Below are 26,610 nucleotides of genomic sequence, written 5' to 3'. Positions count from 1 at the left end.
TGAAGCGAGCCGCACATATTACCGCGACTTTCGAGTCTGTCAACACCGCGTGAAGGCTGTTGTCGTTCTCGTCCCGCCTGGCCCGCCGCTCCGAAGAGCAGCCCGCCGTGCGGGGCGCGAATTATGCATAGATGAAATCGGTTTGAAAAGAGGCTGACACAGATTTCCGTATCAGACCGTTAAACACCTGCGCCTGTTCAGGCCCATGACCGCAATGGCGCTATTCGACGGTGACCGACTTCGCCAGGTTACGGGGCTTGTCGACATCGGTGCCTCTCGACAGGGCCGTGTGATACGCCAGCAGCTGCACGGGGATGGTGTGGACGATCGGACTCAGCACGCCGACGTGCCGCGGCGTGCGGATCACGTGCACGCCTTCGGAGGCGCTGAAGTTGCTGTCTGCATCGGTGAACACGAACAGTTCGCCGCCGCGGGCGCGCACTTCCTGCATGTTTGACTTCACCTTCTCCAGCAGCGCGTCCTTCGGCGCGATCACGACGACGGGCATCTCCGCATCCACCAGGGCGAGCGGGCCATGCTTGAGCTCGCCCGCCGGATACGCCTCGGCGTGGATGTAGGAGATTTCCTTGAGCTTGAGCGCGCCTTCCAGCGCGATCGGGTAATGCACACCCCGGCCCAGGAACAGCGCGTGGTGCCGGGGCGTGAACTTCTCCGCCCAGGACGTGATCTGCGGCTCGAGATTGAGCGCGTGCTGCACGCTGCCCGGCAACTGGCGCAGATCCTCGATGTAGCCGGCTTCCTGCGCCGGATCGAGGCGACCATTGAGCTTGGCCAACGTCACTGCGAGCGCGAACAGGCCGACGAGCTGCGTGGTGAACGCCTTGGTCGATGCCACGCCGATTTCAGCGCCGGCGCGGGTGTAGAAAACCAGGCCGCTGGCGCGCGGGATCGCGCTCTCGGGCACGTTGCAGATCGACAGCGTGCGCGTATGGCCCAGCGACTTCGCGTACTTCAGCGCTTCCATCGTGTCGAGCGTTTCGCCCGATTGCGAGATCGTGACGATCAGGTGCTTCGGATTGGCGACCGCGCTGCGATAGCGGTACTCGCTGGCGATCTCGACCGAACACGGCAGGCCGCTGATCGCTTCGATCCAGTAACGCGCGACGGATCCCGCATAGAAGCTGGTACCGCAGGCCAGGATCTGCACGCCTTCCACTTCGCGCAGCACATCGCCCGCATCCTTGCCGAACAGCGTGGGCTCGAACGCCGCCGCATCGATGATCGCCTCGATCGTGTCGGCCAGCGCGCGCGGCTGCTCGTGGATTTCCTTTTGCATGAAGTGGCGGTAGGGGCCGAGCTCGAGCGACGCCAGCGAGACATCCGACAGATGCTCGTCGCGGGTGACGTTGTCGCCGTTGTCGTCGTAGACCTGCACCGCGGCCCGGGTGAGGACGGCGGTGTCGCCTTCCTCGAGGAAGATCACACGGCGCGTGGCCTGCAGAATCGCCGAGACGTCGGAGGCGACGAAGTTCTCGCCCTCGCCCAGGCCCACCAGCAGCGGACAGCCCATGCGCGCGACGACCATGCGGTCGGGATCACCCTTGTCGATCACGGCCAGCGCATACGCGCCTTCGAGCTCCCGGACCGACGCCTGCAGCGCGGCCAGCAGATCGAGGCCCTGCGACTGGTGGTGATGGATCAGGTGCGCGATGACTTCGGTATCGGTCTGCGATTCGAACACGTAGCCGAGTGCGGTGAGCCGTTCGCGCTGCGACTCGTGGTTCTCGATGATGCCGTTGTGCACCAGTGCGAGGCTGTCGTGACTGATATGCGGATGCGCATTGGTCTCGGTCACCCCGCCGTGCGTCGCCCAGCGCGTGTGACCGATCCCGAGCCCGGCCTGCAGGCCGTCCGCCCGCGCGGCCGCTTCCATCTCAGCGACGCGACCGGTACGGCGGACGCGACGGACGGCGCCATCGGTCACGACTGCAATGCCGGCAGAATCGTAGCCGCGGTACTCCAGCCGCTTGAGGCCCTCGACGAGGACGGGCACCACATCACGCCCCGCGATCGCACCGACGATTCCGCACATCCGGCCAGCTCCTATCTGTTGAGACGGCCATTCTAGCGGCGCGGCCCACCGCCGCTTCATGGCGATATCCGGGACGTTCAGCGCGTGGCGCTCTCGCCCGAATCCGGCGGCCCACTTTCCTGTCCGCGCCCCGGATCCAGGGGAGACAGCAGCGCGTGTGGGAGGCCGTTTCGTAATGGACTGCGCCGCGGTTTCGCCCGGCTGCACCACGGGCGCAGCGGCCGAGCACTGCCTACGCGGTCGGCAACGCAGCTCTTGCCTCACGGAGAAAGACAGCCACCCGCGAAGACGGCGTCCAAGTACGCCAGCCCTCTCCCGCAACGCATCGACGCCCGACACCACAAACGCGACTACCCGACGCTCGATTCTCGCGGTCCGCCGTCCGCCGCGGACGTCCGGACGGCGTGCGGACGCCGGGCGTGTAAAATTAATCTATTTAAATCAATAGCTTGAGATTGGCACGGCATCTGCTTTACAGGGCGTATCCGCAAGAGATCGTCCGCATGTTCAACACCTCTTCCAATACGCCCCCCCGCCCTGCCGGCATCCGCGACACCGCCGGCCAGGACACCGTCCATGCGCGCTCGGGCACTTCGCGCCGCCGCCCCTGGCTGATTGGCGGTGTCGCGGGCCTGCTGCTGATCGGCGCTGTCGCCTGGTTGCTCACCGGCTGGGCTTCGGGCGCGCAGTCGGTCGATGCGCAGCGCCTGCGCTTCGCCGACGTAACCCGCGGCGATCTGGTCCGCGACATCGCGGCCGAGGGCCGGGTCATCGCCGCCAACAGCCCGACGCTGTATGCGATCTCCGGCGGCACGCTGACCCTGAAAGTGGTCGCAGGCGACCGCGTCGAGAAGGGCCAGGCGCTGGCCGAGATCGACAGCCCGGAGCTGCGCAGCAAGCTGGCGCAGGAAGAGGCCACGCTGGCCGGTTACGAAGCCGAGGCCGGACGCGCGGCGCTCGATGCGCAGTTGCGCCGCGCCGAAGCGCGCAAGGTGCTCGATCAGGCGCAGATCGACCGCACCGCAGCGGAGCGCGATCTGCAGCGCTACCAGCGCGCCTACGAAGGCGGCGCGGTCGCGCAGGTCGATCTGGCACGCGCGCAGGACACGTTGCAGAAGACCGAGATCGGCGTGGCGTCCGCGACCGAGGATCTCGGCCTGCAGGGCCGCGGCGCGGGGCTGGACACGCGCAACAAGCAACTCGTCGCCGAGCGCCAGCGCAGTGTGGTGATGGAAATGCGTCGCCAGGTCGATGCGCTGACCTTGCGCGCACCCTTCGACGGCATCGTCGGCCAGGTGCAGGCAGTGCAGAGCAGCAACGTCGCTGCGAACGCGCCGGTGCTCTCGGTCGTCGACCTGTCGGTGTTCGAGGTCGAGATCAAGGTGCCGGAGAGCTTCGCGCGCGATCTGGAGATCGGCATGCCGGCCGAACTGCGCAGTGTCGGCACCACGTATCCGGCGAAGGTGTCGGCGGTCTCGCCCGAAGTGGTCAACGGCGAAGTCGTCGCGCGCCTGCGCTTCGACGAGAACAGCCAGCCGCCGGGCCTGCGCCAGAGCCAGCGCCTGACCGCGCGCATCCTGCTCGACACCCGCAAGGACGTGCTGATGGTCGCGCGCGGTCCCTTCCTCGATCAGGAGGGCGGCAGCGCGGCGTACGTGATGGATGGCAACACGGCGGTACGCAGGCCGATCACGGCCGGCGCCAGCAGCCTGTCGGCGGTGGAAATCGTCGAAGGCCTGCAACCCGGCGAGCGCGTCGTCGTCGCCGGTACCGATCTCTTCGACAACGCGGACCGCATCCGCATCTCCGGACTCTGATCATGCACACACGCATCGATGGCCCGTTTCCCGTCGCCTGGACCGCCGACGAACTCGCCAGCGCCGTACCGCGCCGGTTGTCGTCCGTCTTCGAGGCCGGCATTCCCGCCGACATGTCGCCCGGCACGCGCATGCCCGCCTTCGCACGCACACGCCGACGCATCGCCGACCACGGCCTGCCGACCCTGTTCCGCGTCCGCTGAGCGCGACGCGCCTTCTCTTCCCAGTCTCACGTCACAGGACACATTCCCATGCTCGACATGCGCCAGGTCGCCAAGGTCTACCGCACCGAACTCGTCGAAACCCATGCGTTGCGCTCGCTCGATCTGCATGTCGCCGAAGGCGAGTTCGTCGCCGTCACCGGTCCGTCCGGCTCCGGCAAGACGACCTTCCTCAACATCGCCGGCCTGCTGGAAACCTTCACCGGCGGCGAGTACCGGATCGACGGTGTCGAGGTGCGCGGGCTCAACGACGATGCACGCTCGAAGCTGCGCAACGAGAAGATCGGTTTCATCTTCCAGGGCTTCAACCTGATCCCCGATCTCAATCTGTTCGACAACGTCGACGTGCCGCTGCGCTATCGCGGCATGGCGGCTGCCGATCGCAAGCTGCGCATCGAGGAATCGCTGTCGCTGGTCGGCCTGGGCTCGCGCATGAAGCACTATCCGGCCGAACTGTCGGGCGGTCAGCAGCAGCGCGTGGCGATCGCCCGTGCGCTCGCCGGCAGCCCGCGCCTGCTGCTCGCCGACGAACCCACCGGCAACCTCGATTCGCAGATGGCGCGCAGCGTGCTGGAGCTGCTCGAGGACATCAATGCACGCGGTACGACGATCGTGATGGTCACGCACGATCCCGAGCTCGCGGCGCGCGCGCACCGCAACGTGCACATCGTCGACGGCATGGCGACCGACCTGCAGGCGCTACACACCGCGCCCTCCCCGGCGGCCGCGTCGCGCGTTCCCGCAGACGCCTGAGGAGATCCGGCATGTTCGGTTACTACCTGCAGCTCGCGCTGCGCAGCTTCCGCAACAGCAAGGTGCTCACCGCGCTGATGGTGCTGGCGATCGCGCTCGGCATCGGCGCTAGCATGACCACGCTGACCGTGTTCCACGTGTTGTCGGGCGATCCGATTCCCGACAAGAGTGATCGCCTGTTCGCCGTGCAGCTCGATGCGGCCAGCATGGACGGCTACGTCGCCGGCGAGGAGCCGGACACCAACATCACGCGCTTCGATGCCGAAACCCTCCTGCGCGAGGCGCGTGGCACGCGACAGGCGATGATGAGCGGCGGCTTCGTCGCCATCGCATCCGAGAGCACGCGCGAGCCGTTCTTCACCGATGCGCGCTACACCTCGGCGGACTTCTTCCCGATGTTCGACGCGCCGCTCGCCTACGGCCGGGCCTGGACCGCGGAGGACGACGCGTCGCGCGCCCGCGTGGCTGTGATCTCGGCCGACACCAACCAGAAAGTGTTCGGCGGCGGCGACAGTACCGGCAAGACACTGCGCATCAACGGCGCCGATTTCCGGGTGATCGGCGTGCTCGACGCCTGGATGCCGACGCCCCGCTTCTGGGACCTGACGCTGCAGAGCTTCAATGAGCTGGAGTCGGTATTCGTGCCGTTCTCCACCGCGATCGAACAGAAGCTCTCGCGCATGGGAAGCATGAGCTGCTGGGGTGACTCGGGCACGGATCCGAATGCGCTCAACGCGCCCTGCACCTGGCTGCAGTACTGGGTGGAGTTGCGATCGCCCGCGGACGCGGACGCGTATCGCGATTATCTGAACAGCTATTCCGACCAGCAGCGCGCGGCGGGACGGTTCGAACGCCCGAACAACATCCGTCTGCGCGACGTGCCGACGCTGCTCGACCACAAACAGGTCGTGCCCAGCGACGTGCGCCTGCAGTTGTGGCTCGCGATCGGCTTCCTGCTGGTGTGCCTGGTCAACACCGTCGGCCTGTTGCTCGCCAAGAGCCTGCGTCGTGCATCCGAGATCGGCGTGCGGCGTGCCCTGGGAGCGTCGCGCCGCGCGATCTTCGCCCAGTTCCTGATCGAAGCCGGCGCGATCGGCGTGGCCGGTGGCGTGGTCGGCCTCGGCCTCGCCCTGCTCGGCCTGTGGGCCGTGCGCCAGAACCCGAGCAGCTACGCCGCGCTCGCCAAGCTCGACCTGACGATGCTGCTGACGACCTTCGCCCTGTCCATCGTCGCGAGTCTGCTGGCCGGCCTGCTGCCGGCGTGGCGCGCGATGCAGGTGACGCCGGCGATCCAGCTCAAGTCGCAGTGACCCAGACTTTATCGAGGACTTCCATGGACATCCGCCCCATCCTCTCGACACTGCGCCGGCACAAGACCGCGGCCGCATTGATCGTGATCGAGATCGCGCTCGCCTGCGCGATCATCTGCAACGCGATCTATCTGATCGACCGCCGGATCGACCACATGTCGCGCCCCAGCGGCACGGTCGAGAACGAGTTGCTGCGCATCCAGATGCCCGGCATCGACGAAACCGCCGACGTGGACCGCAAGGCCGGCATCCAGCGTGATCTGGCCGCCCTGCGCGCGCTCCCGGGGGTCCGCCACGTGGCCGCGGTCACCCAGATTCCCTACGGCAACAGCAGTTCGACCAGCGGCGTGCGGCTCAACGCGGACCAGCGCAACAACACGCTGCTCGCCTCCCCGTATCTGGGCACCGAGGACCTGATCGACACCTTCGGCCTGCAGCTGATCGCCGGACGCAAGTTCAATCCCGACGAGTTCGTCGACATGGGCGACGTCTCGCGCGAAGGTGGTGGGGTCGGCGTGCCCGCCGCCATCATCAACCGGGCGATGGCCGAGCGCCTGTTCCCGGGCGAAGACGCGGTCGGCAAGCAGTTCTACAGCTGGGGCGACGCGCCGATCCGGATCGTCGGCGTCGTCGAGACGCTGGCCCTGCCCAACGACAGCAACGGCAGCGTCGATTCGACGATGCTGTTCCCGATCCGCGACGACTCCAACGGCATCAACTACGTGATCCGGACCGATCCGTCGCAGCGCCGCCAGGTGCTCGATGCCGCGGTCGCCACGCTCAAGCAGATCGATCCCAACCGCGTCGCCGTCAACGCGGACCTGATGTCCGACCTGCGCGAGAAGTACTACCGCGAGGACCGCGCGATGGCGATGCTGCTGGTCGTGGTGTGCATCGCGCTGCTGGTGGTCACCGCGCTGGGCATCGTCGGCCTGGCCAGCTTCTGGGTGCAGCAGCGCAACAAGCAGATCGGCATCCGCCGCGCGCTCGGTGCAACGCGCACCCAGATCCTGCGCTACTTCCAGGTCGAGAACTTCCTGCTCGCGACGATCGGCATCGTGCTGGGCATGTTGCTGGCATACGGCCTCAACCAGCTGCTGATGTCGCGCTACGAGCTGGGCCGGCTGCCGCTGATGTATCTGCCGATCGGCGCGATCGTGCTGTGGCTGCTTGGCCAGATCGCGGTGTACTGGCCCGCGAAGCGCGCGGCCTCGGTGCCGCCGGCGGTGGCGACGCGCAGCATCTGAGTGCGCGCGTTCCTGCATCGCCGGTTGCGTCCATCGCAGCCGGCGACGACCATGCCTGTCGACCTCACACGCTCCCCTCGAAAATCCAGCGCCTGATGCCCACGATCCTCGTCATCGACGACAACCCCGCCGTCGCCACCGCGCTGGAGGTGCTGTTCTCGCTGCACGACATCGCCTGCGAGCACGCGGCGACGCCCGACGCCGGCATCGCCCGGCTGCAGGCAGGCGGCATCGATCTGGTCGTACAGGACATGAACTTCCATGCCGACACCACGTCCGGCGACGAAGGCATCGCCCTGTTCCACGCGATCCGGCGGTTCGATCCCGATCTGCCGGTGGTGCTGCTGACCGCGTGGACGCGGCTGGAATCGGCGGTCGAACTGATCCGTTCGGGCGCAGCCGATTACCTCGGCAAGCCGTGGGACGACGGCAAACTGCTGGCCACCGTGAACACCCTGCTGGAACTGTCCGCGACGCGCCGGGCGCTGGATGCACGCACGCGCGACGACCGTCGCCGACGCGACGCACTCGCGCAGGGCCGCGATCTGCGCGGCCTGGTCTGGGACGATCCGGCCAGCGAGACCACGCTGTCGCTGGCGCTGCAGGTGGCGCGCTCGAACCTGCCGGTGCTGATTACCGGACCCAACGGCGCGGGCAAGGAAAAATACGCGGAGATCCTGCATGCCAACTCCGGCGTGCGCGAAGGTCCGTTCGTCGCGGTCAACTGCGGCGCCCTGCCGCACGATCTGATCGAGGCCGAACTGTTCGGCGCCGAGGCCGGTGCCTACACGGGCGCGACGCGCGCGCGCGAGGGCAAGTTCGAAGCGGCCGATGGCGGCACGCTGTTCCTCGACGAAGTCGGCACCCTGCCGCCCGCCGGACAGGTCAAGCTGCTGCGCGTGCTCGAAACCGGACGTTTCGAACGGCTCGGCGGCAATCGCGAGCGCAGCGTGACGGTGCGCGTGCTCAGCGCGACCAATGCCGACCTGCCGGCGATGATCGCCGACGGCCGGTTCCGCGAGGATCTGTACTACCGCCTCAACGGCATCGAGCTGCGTCTGCCGCCACTGGCGCAGCGTCCGCGCGACATCCTGCCCTTGGCGAGGCACTTCCTCGATGGTCGCAAGCCGCTGTCGGCCGGCGCCGAACGCGCATTGCTGCAACACGGCTGGCCGGGCAACGTGCGCGAACTGCGCAATGTGATCCAGCGCGCCGAACTGCTGGCGCGCGAGTCGCAGATCGACGCGCGCGATCTCGCGCTGCCGGCCGCCGTGGTGACTGCGGTCGACGTGGATGTCTACGAGCCGGATCGCGCCGAGATCGAAGCGGCACTCGCGCGCAGCGGCGGTGTGCTGGCGCAGGCGGCCAGCGAACTCGGGCTGTCGCGGCAGGCGCTGTACCGGCGCCTCGACCGCCTCGGCATCCGTCGCGACTGACATGCGCTGGCAACAGCGGCTGCCGTTGACGGCTGTGGTCATGGCGATCGCACTGGCGCACGTCGCATTGGGCGCGGGAATCGCGGTGATGCTGCTGCGCTGGTGGGCGCCCTGGCTCGCGGTCGCTGCCGCCACGCTGTGCACGGTGCCGTCGCTGGTCTGGTCGCTGCAGCGCGCATTCGCGCCCTCGCATGCGCTGTTCCGCGCACTCGCCGGCACCGTTGCGAGCTATCGCGACAGCGACTACGGCTTCGGTGTGACATGGCAGGGGCGCGGAGCGCTGGGCGACCTCGTCGCCGCGCACAACGAACTCGGCGAGACGCTGCGCGCGCAGCGGCTGTCGCTGGTCCAGCGCGAACTGCTGCTCGACACGATGGTGCAGAACACGCCGGTGGCGATGCTGCTGCTCGATCCGGCCGATCGCGTGGTGCATGCCAACCTCGCCGCGCGCCGTGCGCTCGGTGGCGGCCGCAAGCTGGAAGGCCAGATGTTCTCCGCCCTGCTCGCCGACGCACCGCCTGCACTCGCGGATGCATTCGCACGCGGCGGCGATGGGCTGTTCACCATCGGCGATGGCGAGTCGGAGGAAATCCATCACCTGTCGCGCCGGCACTTCCGCTTGAACGGCCGCCGCCACGAACTGCTGCTGCTGCGGCAGATGACGACCGAACTGCGTCGCCAGGAAGTGCAGACCTGGAAGAAGGTGATCCGCGTCATCAGCCACGAACTCAACAACTCGCTGGCGCCCATCGCCTCGCTCGCGCACTCGGGCGCGGAACTGCTGCGTCGCGGGCAGACCGCGCGACTGCCCGACGCGCTGCGCACGATCGAAGAGCGCGCGCGGCATCTGGAAGGCTTCATCCGCGGCTATGCGCATTTCGCAAAGCTGCCGTCGCCGCGCCGCGAACCGATCCGCTGGCGCGCGTTTCTCGACCAGCTGCGGTCGCAGGTCCCGTTCGTGGATGCCGGTCCGATCGACGACGCTTTCACCGCGTCCTTCGATGCCGCCCAGGTCGAACAGGCGCTGTTGAATCTGCTGCGCAATGCGCACGAAGCCGATGGCGATCCCGCCGCCGTCACGCTCGGACTGCGACGCGCCATGGACGGCTGGCGCATCGACGTGCTCGACCGCGGACCCGGCATGAACGAGGCCGTGCTCGCGAACGCGTTGCTCCCGTTCTATTCGACCAAGCGCAACGGCACGGGTCTCGGCCTGGCGCTCGCGCGCGAGATCGCCGAAGCGCACGGCGGCCGCATCGCCCTGCTCAATCGCGAGGGTGGCGGACTCTGCGTGTCGTTGGTGCTACCGGACTGATCCGCATCCCGGTCGCAGGCGCCACGTTCGGGCAGAATCGAAGGCCCGTTCCGCGGCGATTCCCGATGCGATTCCGACTCCGCACGCTCGCGCTGCTTCTGCTGTGTCTGGCGACTGCGCCCGCATTCGCACAACGCGCGAAGAGTCTCGACGCGGTGCCCGGCCTGCTGACGAGTCCGGAAGCAAAGGCCGTCTGGGCCGAACAGATGGAAGGTCGTCCGGCGCCCGATCATCTCGGCACCCGCGAGCTCGCTGGCCTCGATGCCGGGATGCTGCGTCGGCTGCTGGTCCCCGATGTCGCAGACGACCGTATCGTGCTGCTCGGCGCGCGACGCTGGGCGCAGCATCCCGGTCATGTGGTCGCACTCGTCTGCTATCGCGACGATGCGCCGCGCAGCACGCCCGCGGAGCCGAGTTGCGAGACCGGGGACACCGCGCAGGTGCTCGGTGTGTTGCGTGTCAGCGATGCGGGCGATGCGCAGCTCGTCGCGCGCCTGCGACTCGACGACGGTATCGCGTGGCCGCTGCTCTCCTGGGGTGGCGAGCAGCCACTGCGCATGGAAGAGGCCGGCGCAGCCGCAATCCCCGAACGCTGGGAGCGCTTCGACCTCGCCGCCTATCGTCTGTCGAATGGAGCACCCGCGCTGGGTCTGCGTGGCGGCTGGTCGGAAGGCTACGCCGGCGGCGGCGCATTCTATTCGGCGCTGTATCTGTTCGAGTTGCGCGGCGACACCTTGAAGCAGGTGTTCGGCGCGGCGATGTCGATGTATCGCGACATCGCCGGCAGCTGGAACGACGACGGTACCCGCGCGCACGACATCGAGGAATGGGCCGGCGTACTCATCGTCGAACCGCGCGCGCATCACGACCACCAGGATCTGCGTCTGCGCGAGCGCGGCGGTCGCGGCGGCGATCTCTACCGCTGGTCGCCAACCGCGGACGGCTACCGCCGCGCGGAGTGAGGCTCAGCGCTTCTTCGGTCGCGACCAGCCCTCGACGACGGTCTGCCGTCCGCGTGCGACGGCGAGCTTGCCGTCCGGCACGTCATTGACGATCACCGAACCGGCCGCCGTCGTCGCGTCATGGCCGATGCGCACCGGCGCGACCAGCGCGGCGTTCGAACCGATGAAGGCCCGGTCGCCGATCACCGTCTTCGACTTGTTCACGCCGTCGTAGTTGCAGGTGATGGTGCCGGCGCCGATGTTGCTGCCGGCGCCGATCTCGGCATCGCCGAGATACGTCAGATGGTTGGCCTTGCTGCCGACGCCCAGCGTCGTGTTCTTGGTCTCGACGAAGTTGCCGATGTGTACGCCGTCGGCGAGCACGGTGCCCGGCCGCAGGCGCGCGAACGGACCGATGGTGACCGCGCCTTCCGCGCGCACACCGTCGAGATCGCAGTGCGCACGCACTTCGGTGCCGTCCCCCAGGTCGACGTTCTTCAGGCGACAGAACGGCCCCACCCGCACGCCGTCGCCGAGTGCGACCTGCCCTTCGAAGATCACGTCGACGTCGATCTCGACGTCGCTGCCGACGGTGACCTCGCCGCGGATGTCCACGCGCGCCGGATCGGCGAAACGCGCACCGGCCACGCACAGGGCGCGCACCGCGCGCAGCTGCCACGCGCGTTCCAGCTGCGACAGCTGCCAGGGATCGTTCGCACCTTCGGCTTCGAGCGGATCGGCAACCAGCACGATCTGCGCGGCGCTGTACTCGTCGGCGGCCATCGCGAACACGTCGGTCAGGTAGTACTCGCCCTGCGCGTTGTCCGATGACAGACGCGTCAGCCACGCCTTGAGCGCCGTGGCTTCGGCGGCGAGGATGCCGGTGTTCACCAGATCGATGCGGCGCTGCTCGTCGCTCGCATCCTTGTGCTCGACGATCGCGCCGACGTGGCCTTCGGGATCGCGCACGATGCGGCCGTAGCCGGTCGGATCCTCCAGCTGCGCAGCCAGCACCGCGAGCCGCCCTTCGACCGACACCAGATGACGCAGCGTCTCGGCGCGCAGCAGCGGCACGTCGCCGTAGAGCACCAGCACCTGCGCGCCGTCGGGCACGTCGGGCATCGCCTGGCGCACCGCGTGACCGGTGCCGAGTTGTTCACGCTGCTCGGACCAGTGCAGATCGGGCTGGTCGGCGAACGCGGCCTGCACCTGCTCGCCGCGATGGCCGTAGACGACGTGGATGCCGGCCGGCTCGAGCGCACGCGCGGCTTCGATGACGTGCCACAGCATCGGCCGCCCGGCGATCTTCTGCAGCACCTTGGGCAGCGACGATTTCATGCGCTTGCCCTCGCCTGCGGCGAGGATGACGACGTGCAGGGGTGCGGTCATGGGAGAACTCTGCGTGGAATGCTGAAATTCTAACGGCGGCGCGGATAGGATGCCGTCGTCCGCCGCCCGACGGCCTGCCCGATTCACGGAGTCGAACCTGCGATGAGCCTGACCCGACAGGGACGCGACTACCTGGCGATCGGCCTGTTGCAGTGGCTCGTCGACTGGGGCGTCGTCGTCGGCCTGACCCACTTCGGCTTGCCGGTGGCGCCGGCGAACGTCATCGGCCGCATCACCGGAGCGCTGATCGGCTTCTGGCTCAACGGCAAGCTGACGTTCGCCAACGACCGCAACACGGTGGGCACGACGCAGTTCCAGCGTTTCATGATCCTGTGGGTGTCGACGACGTTGTTCAGCACCTGGGCACTGACCCAGATCGACGACGTGCTGGGCTTGCGCTGGGTATGGGTCGCGAAGCCGGCGATCGAACTGGCGCTGGGCGCAGTGGGTTTCGTGCTGTCGCGATACTGGATCTACAAGCGCTGACGCGAAGCCGCGCCACACGCGCTCGCGTCATGGCGTCGCGGGGGTCTGCACATTCGACTGGCGCAGCATCGGCAGCACGAGCTCCAGCGGCAGGGCGGGCACCGTGCCCTGATGCCCCGACACCGTGGTTGCGCGGAACATCGAATTGAGGATCGCCTCTTCAGTGGCATCGGCCACGGCCACGAACAGCGGCGTCATCGCGTCGTTGGACAACGATTCGACGCGGTGCGTGACCGCATCGGTTGCTCGGCGCACGCCCGGCGCGGTCGAAAACGCGATCACGTAATCGCCCGAACCGTTGCTCATCGAGGCGCCGGTACGGCCGAGTCCGACCAGCGCACGCGTGGCGAGGCGGCGCAACAGACGATCGTCTAGCGGTGCGTCGGTCGCGACGACGATCATGATGCTGCCGTCACCGGTCGAAGGCGGCGCTGCATCCGGTGCCAGTGCGAGATAGGCCTGCGGATCCGGCAGCGCGTCGCCCACCGGCACGCCCGCGACGGTCAGGCGCCCACCGAAATTGCTCTGCACCAGCACGCCGACGGTGTAGCCGCCGGCGTCGGGCGCGATCCGACGCGAACTCGTGCCGATGCCACCCTTCCAGCCGAACGCGATCGTGCCGGTGCCGGCGCCGATACTGCCTTCGTCGACGTTGTCGGTGGATGCGGTGTCGAGCGCCTCGCGGACGTGCCGCGCCTGCAGCGGGCGCGCGCGGATGTCGTTAAGGTAACCGTCGTTGGTCTCGCCGACGACAGGATTGATCGAGCGCACCTGTTCCATGCCCTGCAATGCGAGCTGTCGTTCAACGAGTGCATCGGCCGCGCGCCAGACGCCCAGCGTGCCGGTCAGCAGGATCGGGGTTTCGAGTTCACCCAGCTCGTCGACCTGGGTCACGCCCAGCAGTTTGCCGAAGCCGTTGCCGACGACGATCGCGGCCGGCACGCGCTCGCGGAACAGATCACCAGGATGCGGCACGATCGCGGTGACGCCGGTGCGCACGGTGTCGCCTTCGATCACGGTCGCGTGTCCGACGCGGACACCTAGCACGTCGACGATGGCGTTGCGCGGTCCGGGATCGAGCGTGCCGATGACGACGCCGGTGTCGCGCAGTCGGGGGCGTTCAGGACCGGATGCGAAAGCCTGCGATGTCGTCCCAAGCAGCGCGAGTACCGCGCAGCCCTGCAGGATCGAGCGATTCATCTGTGCGCCCTCGTCGTGTCGGTCGCACGCATTGTGGGGCCTCTGCGGAATCCCGGAAAACCACTACACCGTCATTCCGGCGAAAGCCGGAATCCACGTTGATCTTCGCGACAGTACCGGCCGCGACAGAGAATCTCGAGACGCAAAATGGATTCCGGCTTTCGCCGGAATGACGGGATCTGCCGGATGGGCGCCGAACACACGTCTGCGGGCTAGCACCTTCACCCCAGAACAAAAAAACGCCGGCACATGGCCGGCGTTCCAGATGCTGCGTCACGCGATGCCTCAGTGCTTGAGGGTCTTGCGCAGACGCTCGAGCGCCTGCAGCTGGACCACGGCCTCGGCCAGCTTCTGCTGGGCCTCGGCGATGTCCATCGCCTCGCCGCGGCCGGCCAGGATGCGCTCGGCCTCGTCCTTGGCAGCCTTCACGGCGGCCTCGTCAATGTCGTCGGCGCGGATCGCGGTGTCGGCCAGGATCGTCACGACCTGCGGCTGCACTTCGAGAATGCCGCCGCCGATCGCAAAGTCGAGCACTTCGCCGTTGGCCTGGGTCACGACGACCTTGCCCGGCTTCAGGCGCGTGATCAGCGGCGCGTGGCGCGGCGCGATGCCGAGCTCGCCGAGCTCGCCGGTGGCCACGACCATGGTCGCCTCGCCGTGGAAGATCTCGGCTTCTGCGCTGACGATGTCGCAACGGATGGTGGTGGTCATGGCGGTCTCGCTCTGCTCGACGTGTAAGGGGTGAAGCGTAAGAACGGGCGCGTGCGGCGCACGCTCAGGAAGTGAGAGGTCAGGTACTGACGCCTGACACCCTCACACCCTCACGGCTCTCAGGCCGCGATCTTCTTCGCCTTCTCGACCGCTTCGTCGATGCCGCCGACCATGTAGAACGCCTGCTCGGGCAGGTGGTCGTATTCGCCGTCGACGATGCCCTTGAAGCCGCGGATCGTTTCCTTCAGCGGGACGTACTTGCCCGGCGAACCGGTGAAGACTTCGGCCACGTGGAAAGGCTGCGAGAAGAAGCGCTCGATCTTGCGCGCGCGCGACACGGCCTGCTTGTCTTCTTCCGACAGCTCGTCCATGCCCAGGATCGCGATGATGTCCTTGAGCTCCTTGTACTTCTGCAGCGTCGACTGCACGCGCTGGGCGGTGTCGTAGTGCTCGTTGCCGATGACGTTCGGGTCCATCTGGCGGCTGGTCGAGTCCAGCGGATCGACGGCCGGGTAGATGCCGAGCGAGGCGATGTTGCGGCTCAGCGTCACCGTGGAGTCGAGATGGGCGAAGGTCGTCGCCGGCGACGGGTCGGTCAGGTCGTCCGCGGGCACGTAGACGGCCTGGATCGAGGTGATCGAGCCGGACTTCGTCGAGGTGATGCGCTCCTGCAGCACGCCCATTTCCTCGGCGAGCGTCGGCTGGTAGCCCACGGCAGACGGCATGCGGCCGAGCAGCGCCGACACTTCGGTACCGGCCAGCGTGTAGCGGTAGATGTTGTCAACGAACAGCAGCACGTCCTTGCCCTTGCCGGACGCGTCCTTCTCGTCGCGGAAGTACTCCGCCATCGTCAGGCCGGTCAGCGCGACGCGCAGGCGGTTGCCCGGCGGCTCGTTCATCTGGCCGTAGACCATCGCCACCTTGTCGAGGACGTTGGAGTCCTTCATCTCGTGGTAGAAGTCGTTGCCCTCGCGGGTACGCTCGCCCACGCCGGCGAACACCGACAGGCCTTCGTGCGCCTTGGCGATGTTGTTGATCAGTTCCATCATGTTGACGGTCTTGCCGACGCCGGCGCCGCCGAACAGGCCGACCTTGCCGCCCTTGGCGAAGGGACACATCAGGTCGATGACCTTGATGCCGGTTTCCAGCAGCTCGGTGGACGAGGACTGGTCTTCGTACGACGGCGCCGACCGGTGGATTTCCCAGTGGTCGGTGGCTTCGACCGGACCGGCTTCGTCGATCGGGCGACCCAGCACGTCCATGATGCGGCCGAGCGTGCCCGGGCCGACCGGCACCGAGATGCCGCGGTCGGTGTTGGTCGCGATCAGGTTGCGCTTCAGGCCGTCGGTGGAACCGAGCGCGATCGCGCGCACGATGCCGTCACCGAGCTGCTGCTGCACTTCCAGCGTGATCTCCGTGCCTTCGACCTTCAGTGCGTCGTAGACCCTCGGTACTTCGTTGCGCGCGAACTCGATGTCGACGACCGCGCCGATGATCTGAACGATCTTGCCCTGACTCATTGCTGCATTCCTCTAGAAGAATTCTGGTGCGCGTACGGATCAGACCGCTGCGGCGCCGCCGACGATCTCGGAGATTTCCTGGGTGATCGCTGCCTGGCGGGCCTTGTTGTAGACCAACTTGAGCGTGTCGATCAGCTTGGTGGCGTTGTCGCTCGCGGACTTCATCGCGACCATGCGTGCGGCATGTTCGGAAGCCACGTTCTCCATCACCGCCTGGTACACGAGCGATTCGATGTAACGCGTCAGCACGTGGCCGAGCACCGATTCGGCGTCCGGCTCGTAGATGTAGTCCCAGTCGTGCTTGACCACCTGCGTCTCGGCGGCCGGCAGCGGCAGCAGCTGGTCGAAGCTGGCCTTCTGGGTCATCGTGTTGACGAAGTGGTTGTAGGCGAGGAACACCCGGTCGACGCGGCCGTCGGTGTAGCCGTCGAGCATCACCTTGATGATGCCGACCAGCTGTTCGACTTCCGGCGTGTCGCCGATGTGGGTGACGCTGGCGACCATGTCCACCTTCAGGCGGCGGAAGAACACCGTCGCCTTCTGGCCGATGGTCACCACGTCGACCTGCACGCCCTTGTCCTGCCAGGCGCGGATCTCGCCGAGCAGCTTGCGGAACATGTTGTTGTTCAGACCGCCGGCCAGGCCGCGATCCGAGGACGCGACGATGTAACCGACGCGCTTGACCTCACGCTCGACCAGGTACGGATGCTGGAACTCGGAGCTGGCCTGGGCGAGATGCCCGATCAGCTGCTTCATCGCGTTCGCATACGGGCGCGATGCCTTCATCCGATCCTGCGCCTTGCGGATCTTCGACGCGGAGACCATCTCGAGCGCGCGCGTCACCTTGCGGGTGTTCTGCACGCTCTTGATCTTCGTCTTGATTTCTCTGCCGCCTGCCATATCCGCTCGCTTTGCTCGCTTGAGTGAGGGGGTGAAGGGAGCGCCCGCGATGCGGGCTCAGACGTCAGTGGACGCGAAACGCGCGACCTCTGACCCCCTCACTCCTGACCTTCTGACGCCTTACCAGCTACCGGTGGTCTTGAACTCGGAGATGCCCTGCTTGAAGGCGCCTTCGATCTCGTCGTTCCAGCCGCCGGTCTGGTTGATCTTGCCGACCAGTTCGCCTGCGGTGTTGTCGAAGTGCGCGTGCAGGCCTTCTTCGAACGCGAGCAGCTTGGCGACCGGCACGTCGTCGAGATACCCCTCGTTGACGGCGTAGATCGTCAGCGCCTGGTGCGCGATCGACATCGGCTTGTACTGCTTCTGCTTCATCAGCTCGGTGACGCGCTGGCCGCGCTCGAGCTGCTTGCGGGTGGCTTCGTCGAGATCCGAGGCGAACTGCGCGAACGCGGCCAGCTCACGGTACTGGGCGAGCGAGATGCGGATGCCGCCCGAGAGCTTCTTGATGATCTTGGTCTGCGCCGAACCACCGACGCGCGACACCGAGATACCGGCGTTCACGGCCGGGCGGATGCCGGCATTGAACAGGTCGGTTTCCAGGAAGATCTGGCCGTCGGTGATCGAGATCACGTTGGTCGGCACGAACGCCGAGACGTCGCCGGCCTGCGTTTCGATGATCGGCAGCGCGGTCAGCGAACCGGTCTTGCCGGTCACGGCGCCATTGGTGAACTTCTCGACATACTCCTCGGACACGCGCGCGGCGCGCTCGAGCAGACGGGAGTGCAGATAGAACACGTCTCCCGGGTAGGCTTCGCGGCCCGGCGGACGCTTGAGCAGCAGCGAGATCTGGCGGTAGGCGACGGCCTGCTTGGACAGATCGTCGTACACGATCAGCGCGTCTTCGCCGCGGTCCATGAAGTACTCGCCCATGGTGCAGCCGGCGTAGGCCGAGATGTACTGCATCGCGGCCGATTCGGACGCGGTGGCGGCGACGACGACGGTGTGCGCGAGCGCGCCGTTCTCTTCGAGCTTGCGCACGATGTTGGCGACGGTCGAGGCCTTCTGGCCGATCGCCACGTAGACGCACTTGATGCCGGTCGACTTCTGGTTGATCACGGCGTCGATCGCCATCGCGGTCTTGCCGGTCTGGCGATCGCCGATGAGCAGCTCGCGCTGGCCGCGGCCGATCGGGATCATCGAGTCGACCGACTTGTAGCCGGTCTGCACCGGCTGGTCGACCGACTTGCGCCAGATCACGCCCGGCGCGACGCGCTCGACCGGCGCGCTGAGCTTGGCGTCGATCGGGCCCTTGCCGTCGATCGGCTCGCCGAGCGCATTGACGACGCGGCCGAGCATTTCCGGACCCACCGGCACTTCGAGGATGCGGCCCGTGGTCTTGGCCACGTCGCCTTCGCGCAGGTGCTCGTAGTCACCCAGCACCACGGCGCCGACCGAGTCGCGCTCGAGGTTGAGGGCGAGTGCGAACGTGTTGTTCGGCAGTTCGATCATTTCGCCCTGCATCACGTCGGCCAGGCCGTGCAGACGCACGATGCCGTCGGCGACCGAGGTCACGGTGCCTTCGTTGCGCGATTCGGCGCTCAGCTTGACCTTCTCGATGCGGGACTTGATCAGCTCGCTGATCTCGGAAGGATTGAGTTGCGTGGTAGCCATCGGGGGTTCCCTTGAGCCGGCGTTTCCGCCGACGTTGCAATTGAAAATCGTGTCAGTGCGTCAGCGCGGACTGCAGGCGCGCCAGCTTGCCCTTGAGCGAGCCGTCGATCACCACGTCGCCCGCCGAGATCACCGCGCCGCCGATCAGCGATGCGTCCACGGCCGTTTCGACCTGGACTTCGCGACCGAAACGACGCTTGAGCGCGGCGCGGATCTGTTCCACTTCTGCGTCCGGCAGCTCGGCTGCCGACGTCACCGTCGCCAGCACGATGTGCTCGGCTTCGGCACGCAGTTCCTCGTACTGGCCGGCAATCTCCGGCAACTGCGCGAGACGTCCGTTGCTGGCCAGCAGCGTGAGGAAGCCGGCGAATTTCTCGTCGGCGCCCTCCGGTGCGAGCAGCGCGACGGCATCGTAGTGCGACAGCGCCGGGTGGCCGAGCAGCGCGGCCGCCTGCGGATCGGCAGCGACGCGGGCCGAGAACGCGAGCGCGTCCGACCACGGCGCGAACTGGCCGCCGTCACGCGCGATCGCGAACGCGGCGCGGGCATACGGACGGGCGATCGTCATGGCCTGGCTCATCGGACTCAGATCTCCGCGGCGAGTTCGTCGAGCAGCGCCTTGTGGGCGTTGGCGTCGATCTCACGCTTGAGCAGACGCTCGGCGCCGGTCACCGCCAGGCTGGAGACCTGACGACGCAGCTCTTCGCGTGCACGGGTGGCCGAGGCCTGGAGTTCGGCGTCGAACATCGCCTTCTGGCGCAGGCCCTCGGTGACCGCTTCGGCCTTGGCGGCCTCGACGATCTGGGTGCCACGCTGATGGGCCTGTTCGATGATCTCGTTGGCCTTCGCACGCGCGGCCTTGAGTTCCTCGTTGGCGGTTTCCTGGGCCTGCGCGAGGGCGCGCTGGCTGTTGTCCGCCGCGGCCAGACCTTCGGCGATCTTCTTCTGGCGCTCCTCGATGGCACTGAGCAGCGGCGGCCAGATCTTGGTCGCGATGATCCAGATCAGACCGGCGAACGCCAGTGCCTGGGCAATTAGGGTCAGACCGATATTCATGGGCTTGTGACTGCCTGTCGTGAAGGGTTGGGCGCGCGGACGCGCCCCCTGTCATCCACCGGTGCGGTCATGCGCGATGCACGCACCGCAACCGGAACGCCGGGCGGCTGGATCAGCCCGCGAGCTGCGCGGCGACCGGGCCGATGAACGGCGAAGCGAACGCGAACAGCAGGCCGACGGCGACCGAGATGATGAACGCGGCGTCGATCAGGCCGGCGGTGATGAACATGCGGACCTGCAGCACCGGGATCAGCTCGGGCTGGCGCGCGGCCGACTCGAGGAACTTGCCGGCCATGATGGCCAGGCCCAGACCCGCACCCAGCGCAGCCAGGCCGATCATGATGCCGATGGCCAGAACGGTCGAAGCCTGGATCTGGGCGAACGAGGTCAGTGCGATTTCCATTGTTTTCTCCGGAGCGGATTGCTTGGTAAGGGTGGAACCAGGGATTGGGGTGTTACGAAAGCGGTGTCGCGTGATGCCGGCGATCAGTGGTCGTCTTCAGCCAGGCTGAGGTAGACGATCGACAGCATCATGAAAATGAAGGCCTGCAGCGGAATGACCAGCAGGTGGAACAGCATCCAGCCCAGGCCGAGCACGCCGCCGCCGAGCACGCCCAGCAGGCTCGCGCCGCCGAGGACCCAGATCAGCAGGAACACGATCTCGCCGCCGAACATGTTGCCGAACAGTCGCATCGCCAGCGAAATCGGCTTGCTCAGCCACTCGACGATGTTGAGGATCAGGTTGAACGGCACCATCCACTTGCCGAACGGTGCGAACAGGAACTCCTTCGACATGCCGCCGATGCCCTTGGCACGCAGCGCGAAGAAGATCGTCAGAAAGAACACGCTGATCGACAGGCCCAGCGTCGCGTTGACGTCGGCGGTCGGCACCGGCTTCCAGTAATGCACGCCCAGCAGCTCGAGCGGCTTGGCGATGAAATCCGCCGGAATCATCTTCAGCAGATTCATCAGCAGGATCCAGAAGAACAGCGTGATCGCGATCGGCGTCACGAGCTTGCTGGAGCCGTGGTACGTGTCGCGGGCCTGCTTGTCGACGAACTCCAGGCAGATCTCCACGAACGCCTGCCACTTGCCCGGCACGCCGGCGGTCGCCTTGCGGGTCGCCATCCAGAATGCGAACACCATCAGGCCGCCCATCAGCAGGGCGGTGATCAGCGTGTCCACGTGCAGCGTCCAGAAGCCGCCTTCGCCGGTCGACGCGGTCAGGTTCTGCAGGTGGTGCTGGATGTAGCTGGTTGGGGTCAGTTCCGCATCAGCTGCCATAAGATCGAAAACCCTGCCTGTGATTGGTTCAGTGCCTGGCCAGAGGCCGGGACATTGCGAGCAACTGCGCGAAGAGCGCGACGATGACCCCGGCGAGCATCGGAACCGGCGACAAACCCGCCATTCCCACGCCCAGCAGCAGAACCGCCACCACCACGACCCACTTCAACGCCACTCCTGCCAGCAGCCGCGCGAGCGCGCCTGTCGACGGATTGACCCCACCCCCCAGCGCGATGACGCTCGACAGCCAGCCCCCGAGTGCGATCGCCGCACCGCCGAGACCCGCCGCCAGCGCCCAGTCGGCTCCCCTTGCGAGGAAGGCGAGCGCCGTCACCGCGACTGCGACCGCCTGCCAGGCGATTGCGCGCTGTGCCAGCCGCCGACCCACTGCGACGGACGTCAACACTTCAAAGGATTCCACTGTCTGGAGGACACGGGGGCGTCGAAACGGCCCCGTCGAGCCGCAAAAGTATAGCAGCGGCGTCATTTGACCCACAACCGGCGGAGGTCCTGTTTCGGAATCCGCCGCACATCGGCCCCAAGAGGCGACCCCAGCGACTGCGCATTCACAATTTTCCGTGGATTTATTCGCGTTCGGCCGGAACTTCCGCCCGCCGCGCAAGTCGTATCTGTGTGTCCGATCTGCCGTCCTTCCTCGTCGGTCCCGTCTGCAGATCGTCACCCCGAGCCCCGGCCCGCCCGCCGGGGCTCTTTTTTTGGGCGCCACGCCTGTGTCGCGTCGGGAACGGAAGCGAACGTCGGTCACATGACGACTTCACGTCGGAAAGACTGCGGTTTAACGAACATCGCACGCCTCTCCCAGGAAGACTCCCCCGATGTCCCGACCCGCGTCCCGCTTCGCCCTTGCCCTGCTCTCCACCGCCATCCTCGCCACCTTCGCCACCGCGGCGCAGGCGCAGAGCCGTGACGACCGCTTCGTGCTGCGCCTGAGCGCCTTCAATCCGGAAGCCGAACTGGGCTTCTCCGGCGACGGCACGGTCACCGACGGCAGCGACACCGCGACCTTCGGCTTCGACGAAAGCTTCGACACCGGCCGCGAATGGCGTCCGCGCGGCGCGATCGGTTTCCGCATCAGCGACCGCCAGGCACTGATCGGCAATTTCTACGATTACCGCCGCGACGAAACCTGGGAATACGGCGGCAACGTGCTCGACACCGGCACGATCATCCCGGGCGGCGACGCGATCGAGATTCCGGGCGCGCGCATCGACGGGCGCCTGTCGTTCCGCCTGGCGAACCTCAATTACGAATACGCCGTCGTCAAGAACGACAGCTTCGAGTGGGGCCTGGGCCTGGGCGTGACCTACGCCAAGCTCGAAGCCACCGCCAACGGCGCATCGACCGGCACCGATCTGCTGGATCCCGAATTCGAGAGCGTGGGCTGGGAGCGCGACGGCGTGTCGCCGGGCCTGCACACCCGCCTGACCTGGACGCCGGCCGAGCGCTGGACCGTCGGTCTCGAAGCGCAGTATCTGGATACGACCTGGGGCAACATCCTCGACGAGGAAGGCCACTTCGAGCGCGGCGGCCTGCTGGTCGAATACATGGTCAGCGAGCGCGTCGGCATCCACGTCGGCTACGACTGGTTCCGCCTGAAGCTCAAGGACCAGTACCGCGGCACCGCGCGCGCGCCGGACGGCATCGACGCAGGTCCGTTCCCGTATTCGGGCAACGTGACCGGCGATCTGAAGGTCCACGGCCCGATGGCCGGCGTGACGTTCCGCTTCTGAGTGCAAGCACCGATCCGCGCGCCGGACGACACGGCGCGCGGACATGGAAAAGCCCCGGCATGCCGGGGCTTTTTCGTAGGCGTGGACGTGCTGTCCCGCGCGCTTACTTCTTCTTCGGGATGTACAGGTCGGTGATCGTACCGTCGAACACTTCCGCCGCCATCGCCACCGATTCGCTGAGCGTGGGATGCGGATGGATGGTGTGGCCGATGTCGGCGACTTCGGCGCCCATCTCGATCGCCAGACCGGCTTCGGCGATCAGATCACCCGCATGCACGCCGACGATGCCGGCGCCGACGATGCGGTGCGTGGCCTCGTCGAAGATCAGCTTGGTGAAGCCCTCGGTGCGGCCGATGCCGATCGCGCGACCGCTGGCCGCCCACGGGAACTTGCCCACGCCGACTTTCAGGCCCTTGGCCTTGGCTTCGGTCTCGGTGACGCCGACCCACGCGATTTCCGGATCGGTGTAGGCGACCGACGGAATCACCCGCGCCACCCATTCCTTCTTCTCGCCGGCGGCGACTTCGGCCGCGAGCTTGCCTTCGTGCGTGGCCTTGTGCGCCAGCATCGGCTGGCCGACCAGATCGCCGATCGCGAAGATGTGCGGCACGTTGGTACGCATCTGCGCGTCGACGGCGATGAAACCGCGATCCGACACGCGCACGCCGGCCTTGTCGGCGGCGATCTTGCCGCCGTTGGGCGTGCGGCCTACGGCCACCAGCACGCGGTCGAAGGTCTTCGTCTCCGGAATGCTCTCGCCGTCGAAGACGACGTCGATACCGGTCTTCGCGGCCTTCGCCTCGACGACCTTGGTCTTGAGATGCGCGGACACGCCCTGCTTCTTCAGGCGATCGGCGAGCGGCTTGACCAGATCCTTGTCGGCGCCGGGCATCAGCTGGTCGGCGAGCTCGACGACGGTCACCTCCGAGCCGAGCGCGTGATAGACCGTCGCCATCTCCAGACCGATGATGCCGCCGCCGACGACGAGCAGCTTCTTCGGCGTTTCGGCCAGTTCCAGCGCGTCGGTCGAATCCATGACGCGCGGGTCGTCCCACGGGAAGCCGGGGAGCTTCAGCGCCTGCGAACCGGCGGCGATGATGCACTGCTCGAAACGCACGAGCTGGGTCTTGCCGTCGCTGCCGGTGACTTCGATCTCGTTCGGCGACACGAACAGGCCTTCGCCTGTGACCACGCGCACCTTGCGCTGCTTGGCCATGCCGGTCAGGCCCTTGGTCAGCTGGCCGACCACTTTTTCCTTGTAACCGCGCAGCTTGTCGAGGGCGATCGTCGGCGCGCCGAAGTCGACGCCGTAGTCGCTGGCGTGCTTGGCCTGGTCGATGACCTCGGCCGCGTGCAGCAGCGCCTTCGACGGAATGCAGCCGACGTTGAGGCAGACGCCGCCGAGCGTCTCGTAGCGCTCGATCAGCACGGTGTCGAGGCCGAGATCGGCCGCGCGGAATGCGGCGGTATACCCACCAGGGCCGGAGCCGAGCACGACGATGCGGCATTCGACATCGGCCTGGCGGCCCGAGGACGGTGCGGCCTTGACCGCTTCGGGTTCGGCCGGCGCCGCGGGCGAACGCGCGACCGGCGGATTGCTGCCGGGCGCGTCGCTCTTCTTCGCCGGCGCATCTGCCTTCTTCGCGGGCGCGGTGGCTTTCGCGTCGGCGGCAGGCGCATCGCCCGCGCCTTCGACTTCGATCACCGCGACCACGCTGCCTTCCGACAGCGTGTCGCCGACCTTGACCTTCAATTCCTTGATGACGCCCGCGCTCGAAGCCGGCACTTCCATCGTGGCCTTGTCCGATTCCAGCGTGACCAGGCTCTGGTCCTTGGCGACGGTCTCGCCGACGGCGACCAGCACCTCGATCACCGGCACGTCGTCGTAGCCGCCGATGTCGGGGACTTTCACTTCGAGGGTCTGGGCCATCACGGGTTCTCCGGAGTCTGTTGCGTGGGGTCCGACGCCGCGATGCGCGACGACGGGCGGCGGGCCCAGGTCAGCGAATACAGATCGTGGCGGCGGTCGTTGAGGTTCTGCACGGTGCCGTCGTTGCGGGCGACGACGAGATCGTTGAGACGCAGGTCGGCGAACGCGACCTGCTCGACGTTCGGCGTGGTGTCGGCGGCGATGCCGTCACGCGCGAACGGGAAATCACAGGGCGTCAGGATGCAGCTCTGCGCGTACTGGATGTCGAAGTTGTTGACGCCCGGCAGATTGCCGACGTTGCCCGACAACACCACGTAACACTGGTTCTCGACGGCGCGCGCCTGCGAGCAGTAGCGCACGCGCAGATAGCCTTCGCGGGTGTCGGTGCAGAACGGCACGAACAGGATCATCGCGCCCTGGTCGACCAGATGGCGGCCGAGTTCGGGGAACTCGCTGTCGTAACAGATCATGACGCCGATCGGCCCGCAGTCGGTCATGATCGCCCGCGCGCTGTCGCCGCCGCCGATGCCCCACCAGGTGCGCTCGTTGGGCGTGGGATGCAGCTTGTCGCGCGTGTGCAGCGAGCCGTCGCGCAGTGCGACGTAGCAGATGTTGCGCACCTTCGCGTCGGGGCCGTTACTGGTCCGCGTGGGATGCGAGCCGCCGATGATGTTGATGTTGTGGCGCACCGCCAGTTCGCTGAGCAGCGTCGCGAAACGCTCGGTGTACCCCGTCAGCGCGAGCAGCGAATCCTGCGGCGACAGCGGCTTGTTCTCCACCGACAGCAACTGCAGCGTGAAGAGCTCCGGGAACACGACGAAATCGGCGCGGTAATCGGCGGCGATGTCGACGAAGTACTCGACCTGGGTGGCGAATTCCTCGAACGAGCCCACGCGGCGCTGCTGGTACTGCACGGTCGCCACGCGCACCGAATCGGGCAGCTGGCGCGCGGTGCCGGTGGTGCGCACGTTCGGATCGATCTTGGGATTGCGCCACACCAGATGCGCCGCGTAACCGCGCGATTCGCGGTCGGCAGGCTGGTAGTTGCGCAGCAGGCCGATGAACTCGAACCCGTTGCTGAGCTGGAAGCTCAGCGCGCGATCGCGGATGCGGCCTGCGCGCACGTCGGCGACATAGGCGTGCGCATCGTTGCCGTACGCCTTCGCGCGACGCGAGAAGCCCGGCAGGCGACCGCCGAACACGATGCCCTTGAGACCGAGTTCCTGGCACAGCCGCTTGCGCAGTTCGTACAGCCGGCGGCCGATGCGCAGGCCGCGGTACGCGGGATCCACGCAGACTTCCATGCCGTAGAGCCAGTCGCCGGTGGTCAGATGGCGCGCGCCATACCCGCCGCCCGAAATCTCGGTCCAGCGATGCGGCGCCATGGCGCTCGCTTCGTCGATCCGGAACGTCGCGCAGTAGCCGACCGCGACGTCCTCGTAGCACGCGACGAACACGCCCTGCGGGAACTGCGCGATCTGGCCGGTGAGCATCTCGGCGGTGTAACCGCCTTCCTCGCCGTAGACCGTGTCCGACAGCGCGACGATCGCCGGAATGTCGGCGACCGTCGCATGGCGGACGGTCAGCCGCGCTTTCTCTCGCGTGGTGTCGCTGGTCAC

At 67.1% G+C, this 26,610-nt stretch carries 24 protein-coding genes; 10 read left to right on the top strand and 14 right to left on the bottom strand.

Features of this window, described 5'->3' with window-relative positions; translation table 11 throughout:
• Positions 1-220 precede the first annotated feature (220 nt).
• Positions 221-2,053, bottom strand: coding sequence for a glutamine--fructose-6-phosphate transaminase (isomerizing) (gene glmS / locus AC3A5T_RS16485; protein ID WP_487629471.1), 1,833 nt, complete (start codon positions 2,051-2,053; stop codon positions 221-223).
• 503 nt (positions 2,054-2,556) lie between these two features.
• Between glmS and AC3A5T_RS16480 the strand changes: the two genes are divergently transcribed.
• The 8 genes from AC3A5T_RS16480 to AC3A5T_RS16445 all read left to right on the top strand — a co-directional run bounded on the left by AC3A5T_RS16480 (position 2,557) and on the right by AC3A5T_RS16445 (position 11,114).
• Positions 2,557-3,870, top strand: a complete 1,314-nt coding sequence (locus AC3A5T_RS16480; RefSeq protein WP_487629470.1) for an efflux RND transporter periplasmic adaptor subunit — start codon at positions 2,557-2,559, stop codon at positions 3,868-3,870.
• A gap of 2 nt (positions 3,871-3,872) precedes the next feature.
• The gene (locus AC3A5T_RS16475; RefSeq protein ID WP_332078149.1) at positions 3,873-4,073 is read left to right on the top strand and encodes a hypothetical protein; all 201 of its coding nucleotides are present in this window, start codon (positions 3,873-3,875) and stop codon (positions 4,071-4,073) included.
• Positions 4,074-4,121: 48 nt separating this feature from the next.
• Positions 4,122-4,844, top strand: coding sequence for an ABC transporter ATP-binding protein (locus tag AC3A5T_RS16470; protein WP_487629469.1), 723 nt, complete (start codon positions 4,122-4,124; stop codon positions 4,842-4,844).
• Positions 4,845-4,855: 11 nt separating this feature from the next.
• Positions 4,856-6,154, top strand: a complete 1,299-nt coding sequence (locus tag AC3A5T_RS16465) for an ABC transporter permease (RefSeq protein ID WP_487629468.1) — start codon at positions 4,856-4,858, stop codon at positions 6,152-6,154.
• 23 nt (positions 6,155-6,177) lie between these two features.
• Positions 6,178-7,401 carry an ABC transporter permease gene (locus AC3A5T_RS16460; RefSeq protein WP_487629467.1) on the top strand — a complete coding sequence of 408 codons (1,224 nt, stop codon included), beginning with the start codon at positions 6,178-6,180 and terminating at the stop codon, positions 7,399-7,401.
• A gap of 95 nt (positions 7,402-7,496) precedes the next feature.
• Positions 7,497-8,837 carry a sigma-54-dependent transcriptional regulator gene (locus tag AC3A5T_RS16455; RefSeq protein ID WP_487629466.1) on the top strand — a complete coding sequence of 447 codons (1,341 nt, stop codon included), beginning with the start codon at positions 7,497-7,499 and terminating at the stop codon, positions 8,835-8,837.
• Between the two features lies 1 nt (position 8,838).
• Positions 8,839-10,152 carry a sensor histidine kinase gene (locus tag AC3A5T_RS16450; RefSeq protein ID WP_487629465.1) on the top strand — a complete coding sequence of 438 codons (1,314 nt, stop codon included), beginning with the start codon at positions 8,839-8,841 and terminating at the stop codon, positions 10,150-10,152.
• A gap of 65 nt (positions 10,153-10,217) precedes the next feature.
• Complete coding sequence (locus tag AC3A5T_RS16445; protein ID WP_487629464.1) at positions 10,218-11,114, top strand: hypothetical protein; 897 nt, start codon at positions 10,218-10,220, stop codon at positions 11,112-11,114.
• A gap of 3 nt (positions 11,115-11,117) precedes the next feature.
• Here AC3A5T_RS16445 and glmU read toward each other — a convergent pair whose 3' ends face one another.
• Positions 11,118-12,482, bottom strand: a complete 1,365-nt coding sequence (gene glmU, locus AC3A5T_RS16440; RefSeq protein WP_487629463.1) for a bifunctional UDP-N-acetylglucosamine diphosphorylase/glucosamine-1-phosphate N-acetyltransferase GlmU — start codon at positions 12,480-12,482, stop codon at positions 11,118-11,120.
• A 102-nt stretch (positions 12,483-12,584) separates the two neighbouring features.
• Here glmU and AC3A5T_RS16435 point away from each other — a divergent pair, with 102 nt between their 5' ends.
• Positions 12,585-12,968, top strand: coding sequence for a GtrA family protein (locus tag AC3A5T_RS16435; RefSeq protein ID WP_487629462.1), 384 nt, complete (start codon positions 12,585-12,587; stop codon positions 12,966-12,968).
• A 27-nt stretch (positions 12,969-12,995) separates the two neighbouring features.
• On the opposite strand, the gene AC3A5T_RS16430 is transcribed toward AC3A5T_RS16435, so the two are convergent.
• The 10 genes from AC3A5T_RS16430 to AC3A5T_RS16385 form a co-directional block, all read right to left on the bottom strand.
• The gene (locus tag AC3A5T_RS16430) at positions 12,996-14,168 is read right to left on the bottom strand and encodes a DmpA family aminopeptidase (RefSeq protein ID WP_487629461.1); all 1,173 of its coding nucleotides are present in this window, start codon (positions 14,166-14,168) and stop codon (positions 12,996-12,998) included.
• 285 nt (positions 14,169-14,453) lie between these two features.
• Positions 14,454-14,879, bottom strand: a complete 426-nt coding sequence (locus AC3A5T_RS16425; RefSeq protein WP_332078141.1) for a F0F1 ATP synthase subunit epsilon — start codon at positions 14,877-14,879, stop codon at positions 14,454-14,456.
• 119 nt (positions 14,880-14,998) lie between these two features.
• Positions 14,999-16,399, bottom strand: a complete 1,401-nt coding sequence (atpD, locus tag AC3A5T_RS16420) for a F0F1 ATP synthase subunit beta (protein WP_332078140.1) — start codon at positions 16,397-16,399, stop codon at positions 14,999-15,001.
• A 39-nt stretch (positions 16,400-16,438) separates the two neighbouring features.
• Positions 16,439-17,299: a F0F1 ATP synthase subunit gamma gene (gene atpG, locus AC3A5T_RS16415; RefSeq protein ID WP_487629460.1), complete on the bottom strand. Its 861-nt coding sequence runs from the start codon at positions 17,297-17,299 to the stop codon at positions 16,439-16,441.
• A 120-nt stretch (positions 17,300-17,419) separates the two neighbouring features.
• On the bottom strand, positions 17,420-18,970 hold the full coding sequence (gene atpA, locus AC3A5T_RS16410; RefSeq protein WP_332078138.1) for a F0F1 ATP synthase subunit alpha: 1,551 nt from the start codon (positions 18,968-18,970) through the stop codon (positions 17,420-17,422).
• A gap of 52 nt (positions 18,971-19,022) precedes the next feature.
• Positions 19,023-19,550 (bottom strand): F0F1 ATP synthase subunit delta, encoded by a 528-nt coding sequence (locus AC3A5T_RS16405; RefSeq protein WP_487629459.1) that lies wholly within the window; start codon positions 19,548-19,550, stop codon positions 19,023-19,025.
• Positions 19,551-19,555: 5 nt separating this feature from the next.
• The gene (locus tag AC3A5T_RS16400; protein ID WP_232137414.1) at positions 19,556-20,026 is read right to left on the bottom strand and encodes a F0F1 ATP synthase subunit B; all 471 of its coding nucleotides are present in this window, start codon (positions 20,024-20,026) and stop codon (positions 19,556-19,558) included.
• A 112-nt stretch (positions 20,027-20,138) separates the two neighbouring features.
• Positions 20,139-20,429, bottom strand: a complete 291-nt coding sequence (gene atpE, locus AC3A5T_RS16395; RefSeq protein ID WP_159681455.1) for a F0F1 ATP synthase subunit C — start codon at positions 20,427-20,429, stop codon at positions 20,139-20,141.
• Between the two features lie 83 nt (positions 20,430-20,512).
• The gene (gene atpB, locus AC3A5T_RS16390) at positions 20,513-21,310 is read right to left on the bottom strand and encodes a F0F1 ATP synthase subunit A (RefSeq protein ID WP_332078137.1); all 798 of its coding nucleotides are present in this window, start codon (positions 21,308-21,310) and stop codon (positions 20,513-20,515) included.
• 28 nt (positions 21,311-21,338) lie between these two features.
• Complete coding sequence (locus AC3A5T_RS16385; RefSeq protein ID WP_487629458.1) at positions 21,339-21,716, bottom strand: hypothetical protein; 378 nt, start codon at positions 21,714-21,716, stop codon at positions 21,339-21,341.
• Positions 21,717-22,146: 430 nt separating this feature from the next.
• Here AC3A5T_RS16385 and AC3A5T_RS16380 point away from each other — a divergent pair, with 430 nt between their 5' ends.
• Positions 22,147-23,061, top strand: coding sequence for a TonB-dependent receptor (locus AC3A5T_RS16380; RefSeq protein ID WP_332078135.1), 915 nt, complete (start codon positions 22,147-22,149; stop codon positions 23,059-23,061).
• A gap of 103 nt (positions 23,062-23,164) precedes the next feature.
• Here AC3A5T_RS16380 and lpdA read toward each other — a convergent pair whose 3' ends face one another.
• Entirely contained in the window at positions 23,165-24,991 is a 1,827-nt protein-coding gene (gene lpdA / locus AC3A5T_RS16375) for a dihydrolipoyl dehydrogenase (protein WP_487629457.1), read from the bottom strand.
• Positions 24,991-26,610 (bottom strand): GNAT family N-acetyltransferase, encoded by a 1,620-nt coding sequence (locus tag AC3A5T_RS16370; protein ID WP_487629456.1) that lies wholly within the window; start codon positions 26,608-26,610, stop codon positions 24,991-24,993. Before AC3A5T_RS16370 ends, lpdA begins: the two co-directional genes overlap by 1 nt.

It is taken from the genome of Luteimonas sp. Soil_C_16 (genome assembly GCF_057657295.1).
This window is presented reverse-complemented; position numbering and strand designations above follow the sequence as displayed.

Bases quoted from the DNA above. Each gene is read 5' to 3' on its own strand.
- glmS (WP_487629471.1), bottom strand. From the start codon at position 2,053: ATGTGCGGAATCGTCGGTGCGATCGCGGGGCGTGATGTGGTGCCCGTC.
- AC3A5T_RS16480 (WP_487629470.1), top strand. From the start codon at position 2,557: ATGTTCAACACCTCTTCCAATACGCCCCCCCGCCCTGCCGGCATCCGC.
- AC3A5T_RS16475 (WP_332078149.1), top strand. From the start codon at position 3,873: ATGCACACACGCATCGATGGCCCGTTTCCCGTCGCCTGGACCGCCGAC.
- AC3A5T_RS16470 (WP_487629469.1), top strand. From the start codon at position 4,122: ATGCTCGACATGCGCCAGGTCGCCAAGGTCTACCGCACCGAACTCGTC.
- AC3A5T_RS16465 (WP_487629468.1), top strand. From the start codon at position 4,856: ATGTTCGGTTACTACCTGCAGCTCGCGCTGCGCAGCTTCCGCAACAGC.
- AC3A5T_RS16460 (WP_487629467.1), top strand. From the start codon at position 6,178: ATGGACATCCGCCCCATCCTCTCGACACTGCGCCGGCACAAGACCGCG.
- AC3A5T_RS16455 (WP_487629466.1), top strand. From the start codon at position 7,497: ATGCCCACGATCCTCGTCATCGACGACAACCCCGCCGTCGCCACCGCG.
- AC3A5T_RS16450 (WP_487629465.1), top strand. From the start codon at position 8,839: ATGCGCTGGCAACAGCGGCTGCCGTTGACGGCTGTGGTCATGGCGATC.
- AC3A5T_RS16445 (WP_487629464.1), top strand. From the start codon at position 10,218: ATGCGATTCCGACTCCGCACGCTCGCGCTGCTTCTGCTGTGTCTGGCG.
- glmU (WP_487629463.1), bottom strand. From the start codon at position 12,482: ATGACCGCACCCCTGCACGTCGTCATCCTCGCCGCAGGCGAGGGCAAG.
- AC3A5T_RS16435 (WP_487629462.1), top strand. From the start codon at position 12,585: ATGAGCCTGACCCGACAGGGACGCGACTACCTGGCGATCGGCCTGTTG.
- AC3A5T_RS16430 (WP_487629461.1), bottom strand. From the start codon at position 14,168: ATGAATCGCTCGATCCTGCAGGGCTGCGCGGTACTCGCGCTGCTTGGG.
- AC3A5T_RS16425 (WP_332078141.1), bottom strand. From the start codon at position 14,879: ATGACCACCACCATCCGTTGCGACATCGTCAGCGCAGAAGCCGAGATC.
- atpD (WP_332078140.1), bottom strand. From the start codon at position 16,399: ATGAGTCAGGGCAAGATCGTTCAGATCATCGGCGCGGTCGTCGACATC.
- atpG (WP_487629460.1), bottom strand. From the start codon at position 17,299: ATGGCAGGCGGCAGAGAAATCAAGACGAAGATCAAGAGCGTGCAGAAC.
- atpA (WP_332078138.1), bottom strand. From the start codon at position 18,970: ATGGCTACCACGCAACTCAATCCTTCCGAGATCAGCGAGCTGATCAAG.
- AC3A5T_RS16405 (WP_487629459.1), bottom strand. From the start codon at position 19,550: ATGAGCCAGGCCATGACGATCGCCCGTCCGTATGCCCGCGCCGCGTTC.
- AC3A5T_RS16400 (WP_232137414.1), bottom strand. From the start codon at position 20,026: ATGAATATCGGTCTGACCCTAATTGCCCAGGCACTGGCGTTCGCCGGT.
- atpE (WP_159681455.1), bottom strand. From the start codon at position 20,429: ATGGAAATCGCACTGACCTCGTTCGCCCAGATCCAGGCTTCGACCGTT.
- atpB (WP_332078137.1), bottom strand. From the start codon at position 21,310: ATGGCAGCTGATGCGGAACTGACCCCAACCAGCTACATCCAGCACCAC.
- AC3A5T_RS16380 (WP_332078135.1), top strand. From the start codon at position 22,147: ATGTCCCGACCCGCGTCCCGCTTCGCCCTTGCCCTGCTCTCCACCGCC.
- lpdA (WP_487629457.1), bottom strand. From the start codon at position 24,991: ATGGCCCAGACCCTCGAAGTGAAAGTCCCCGACATCGGCGGCTACGAC.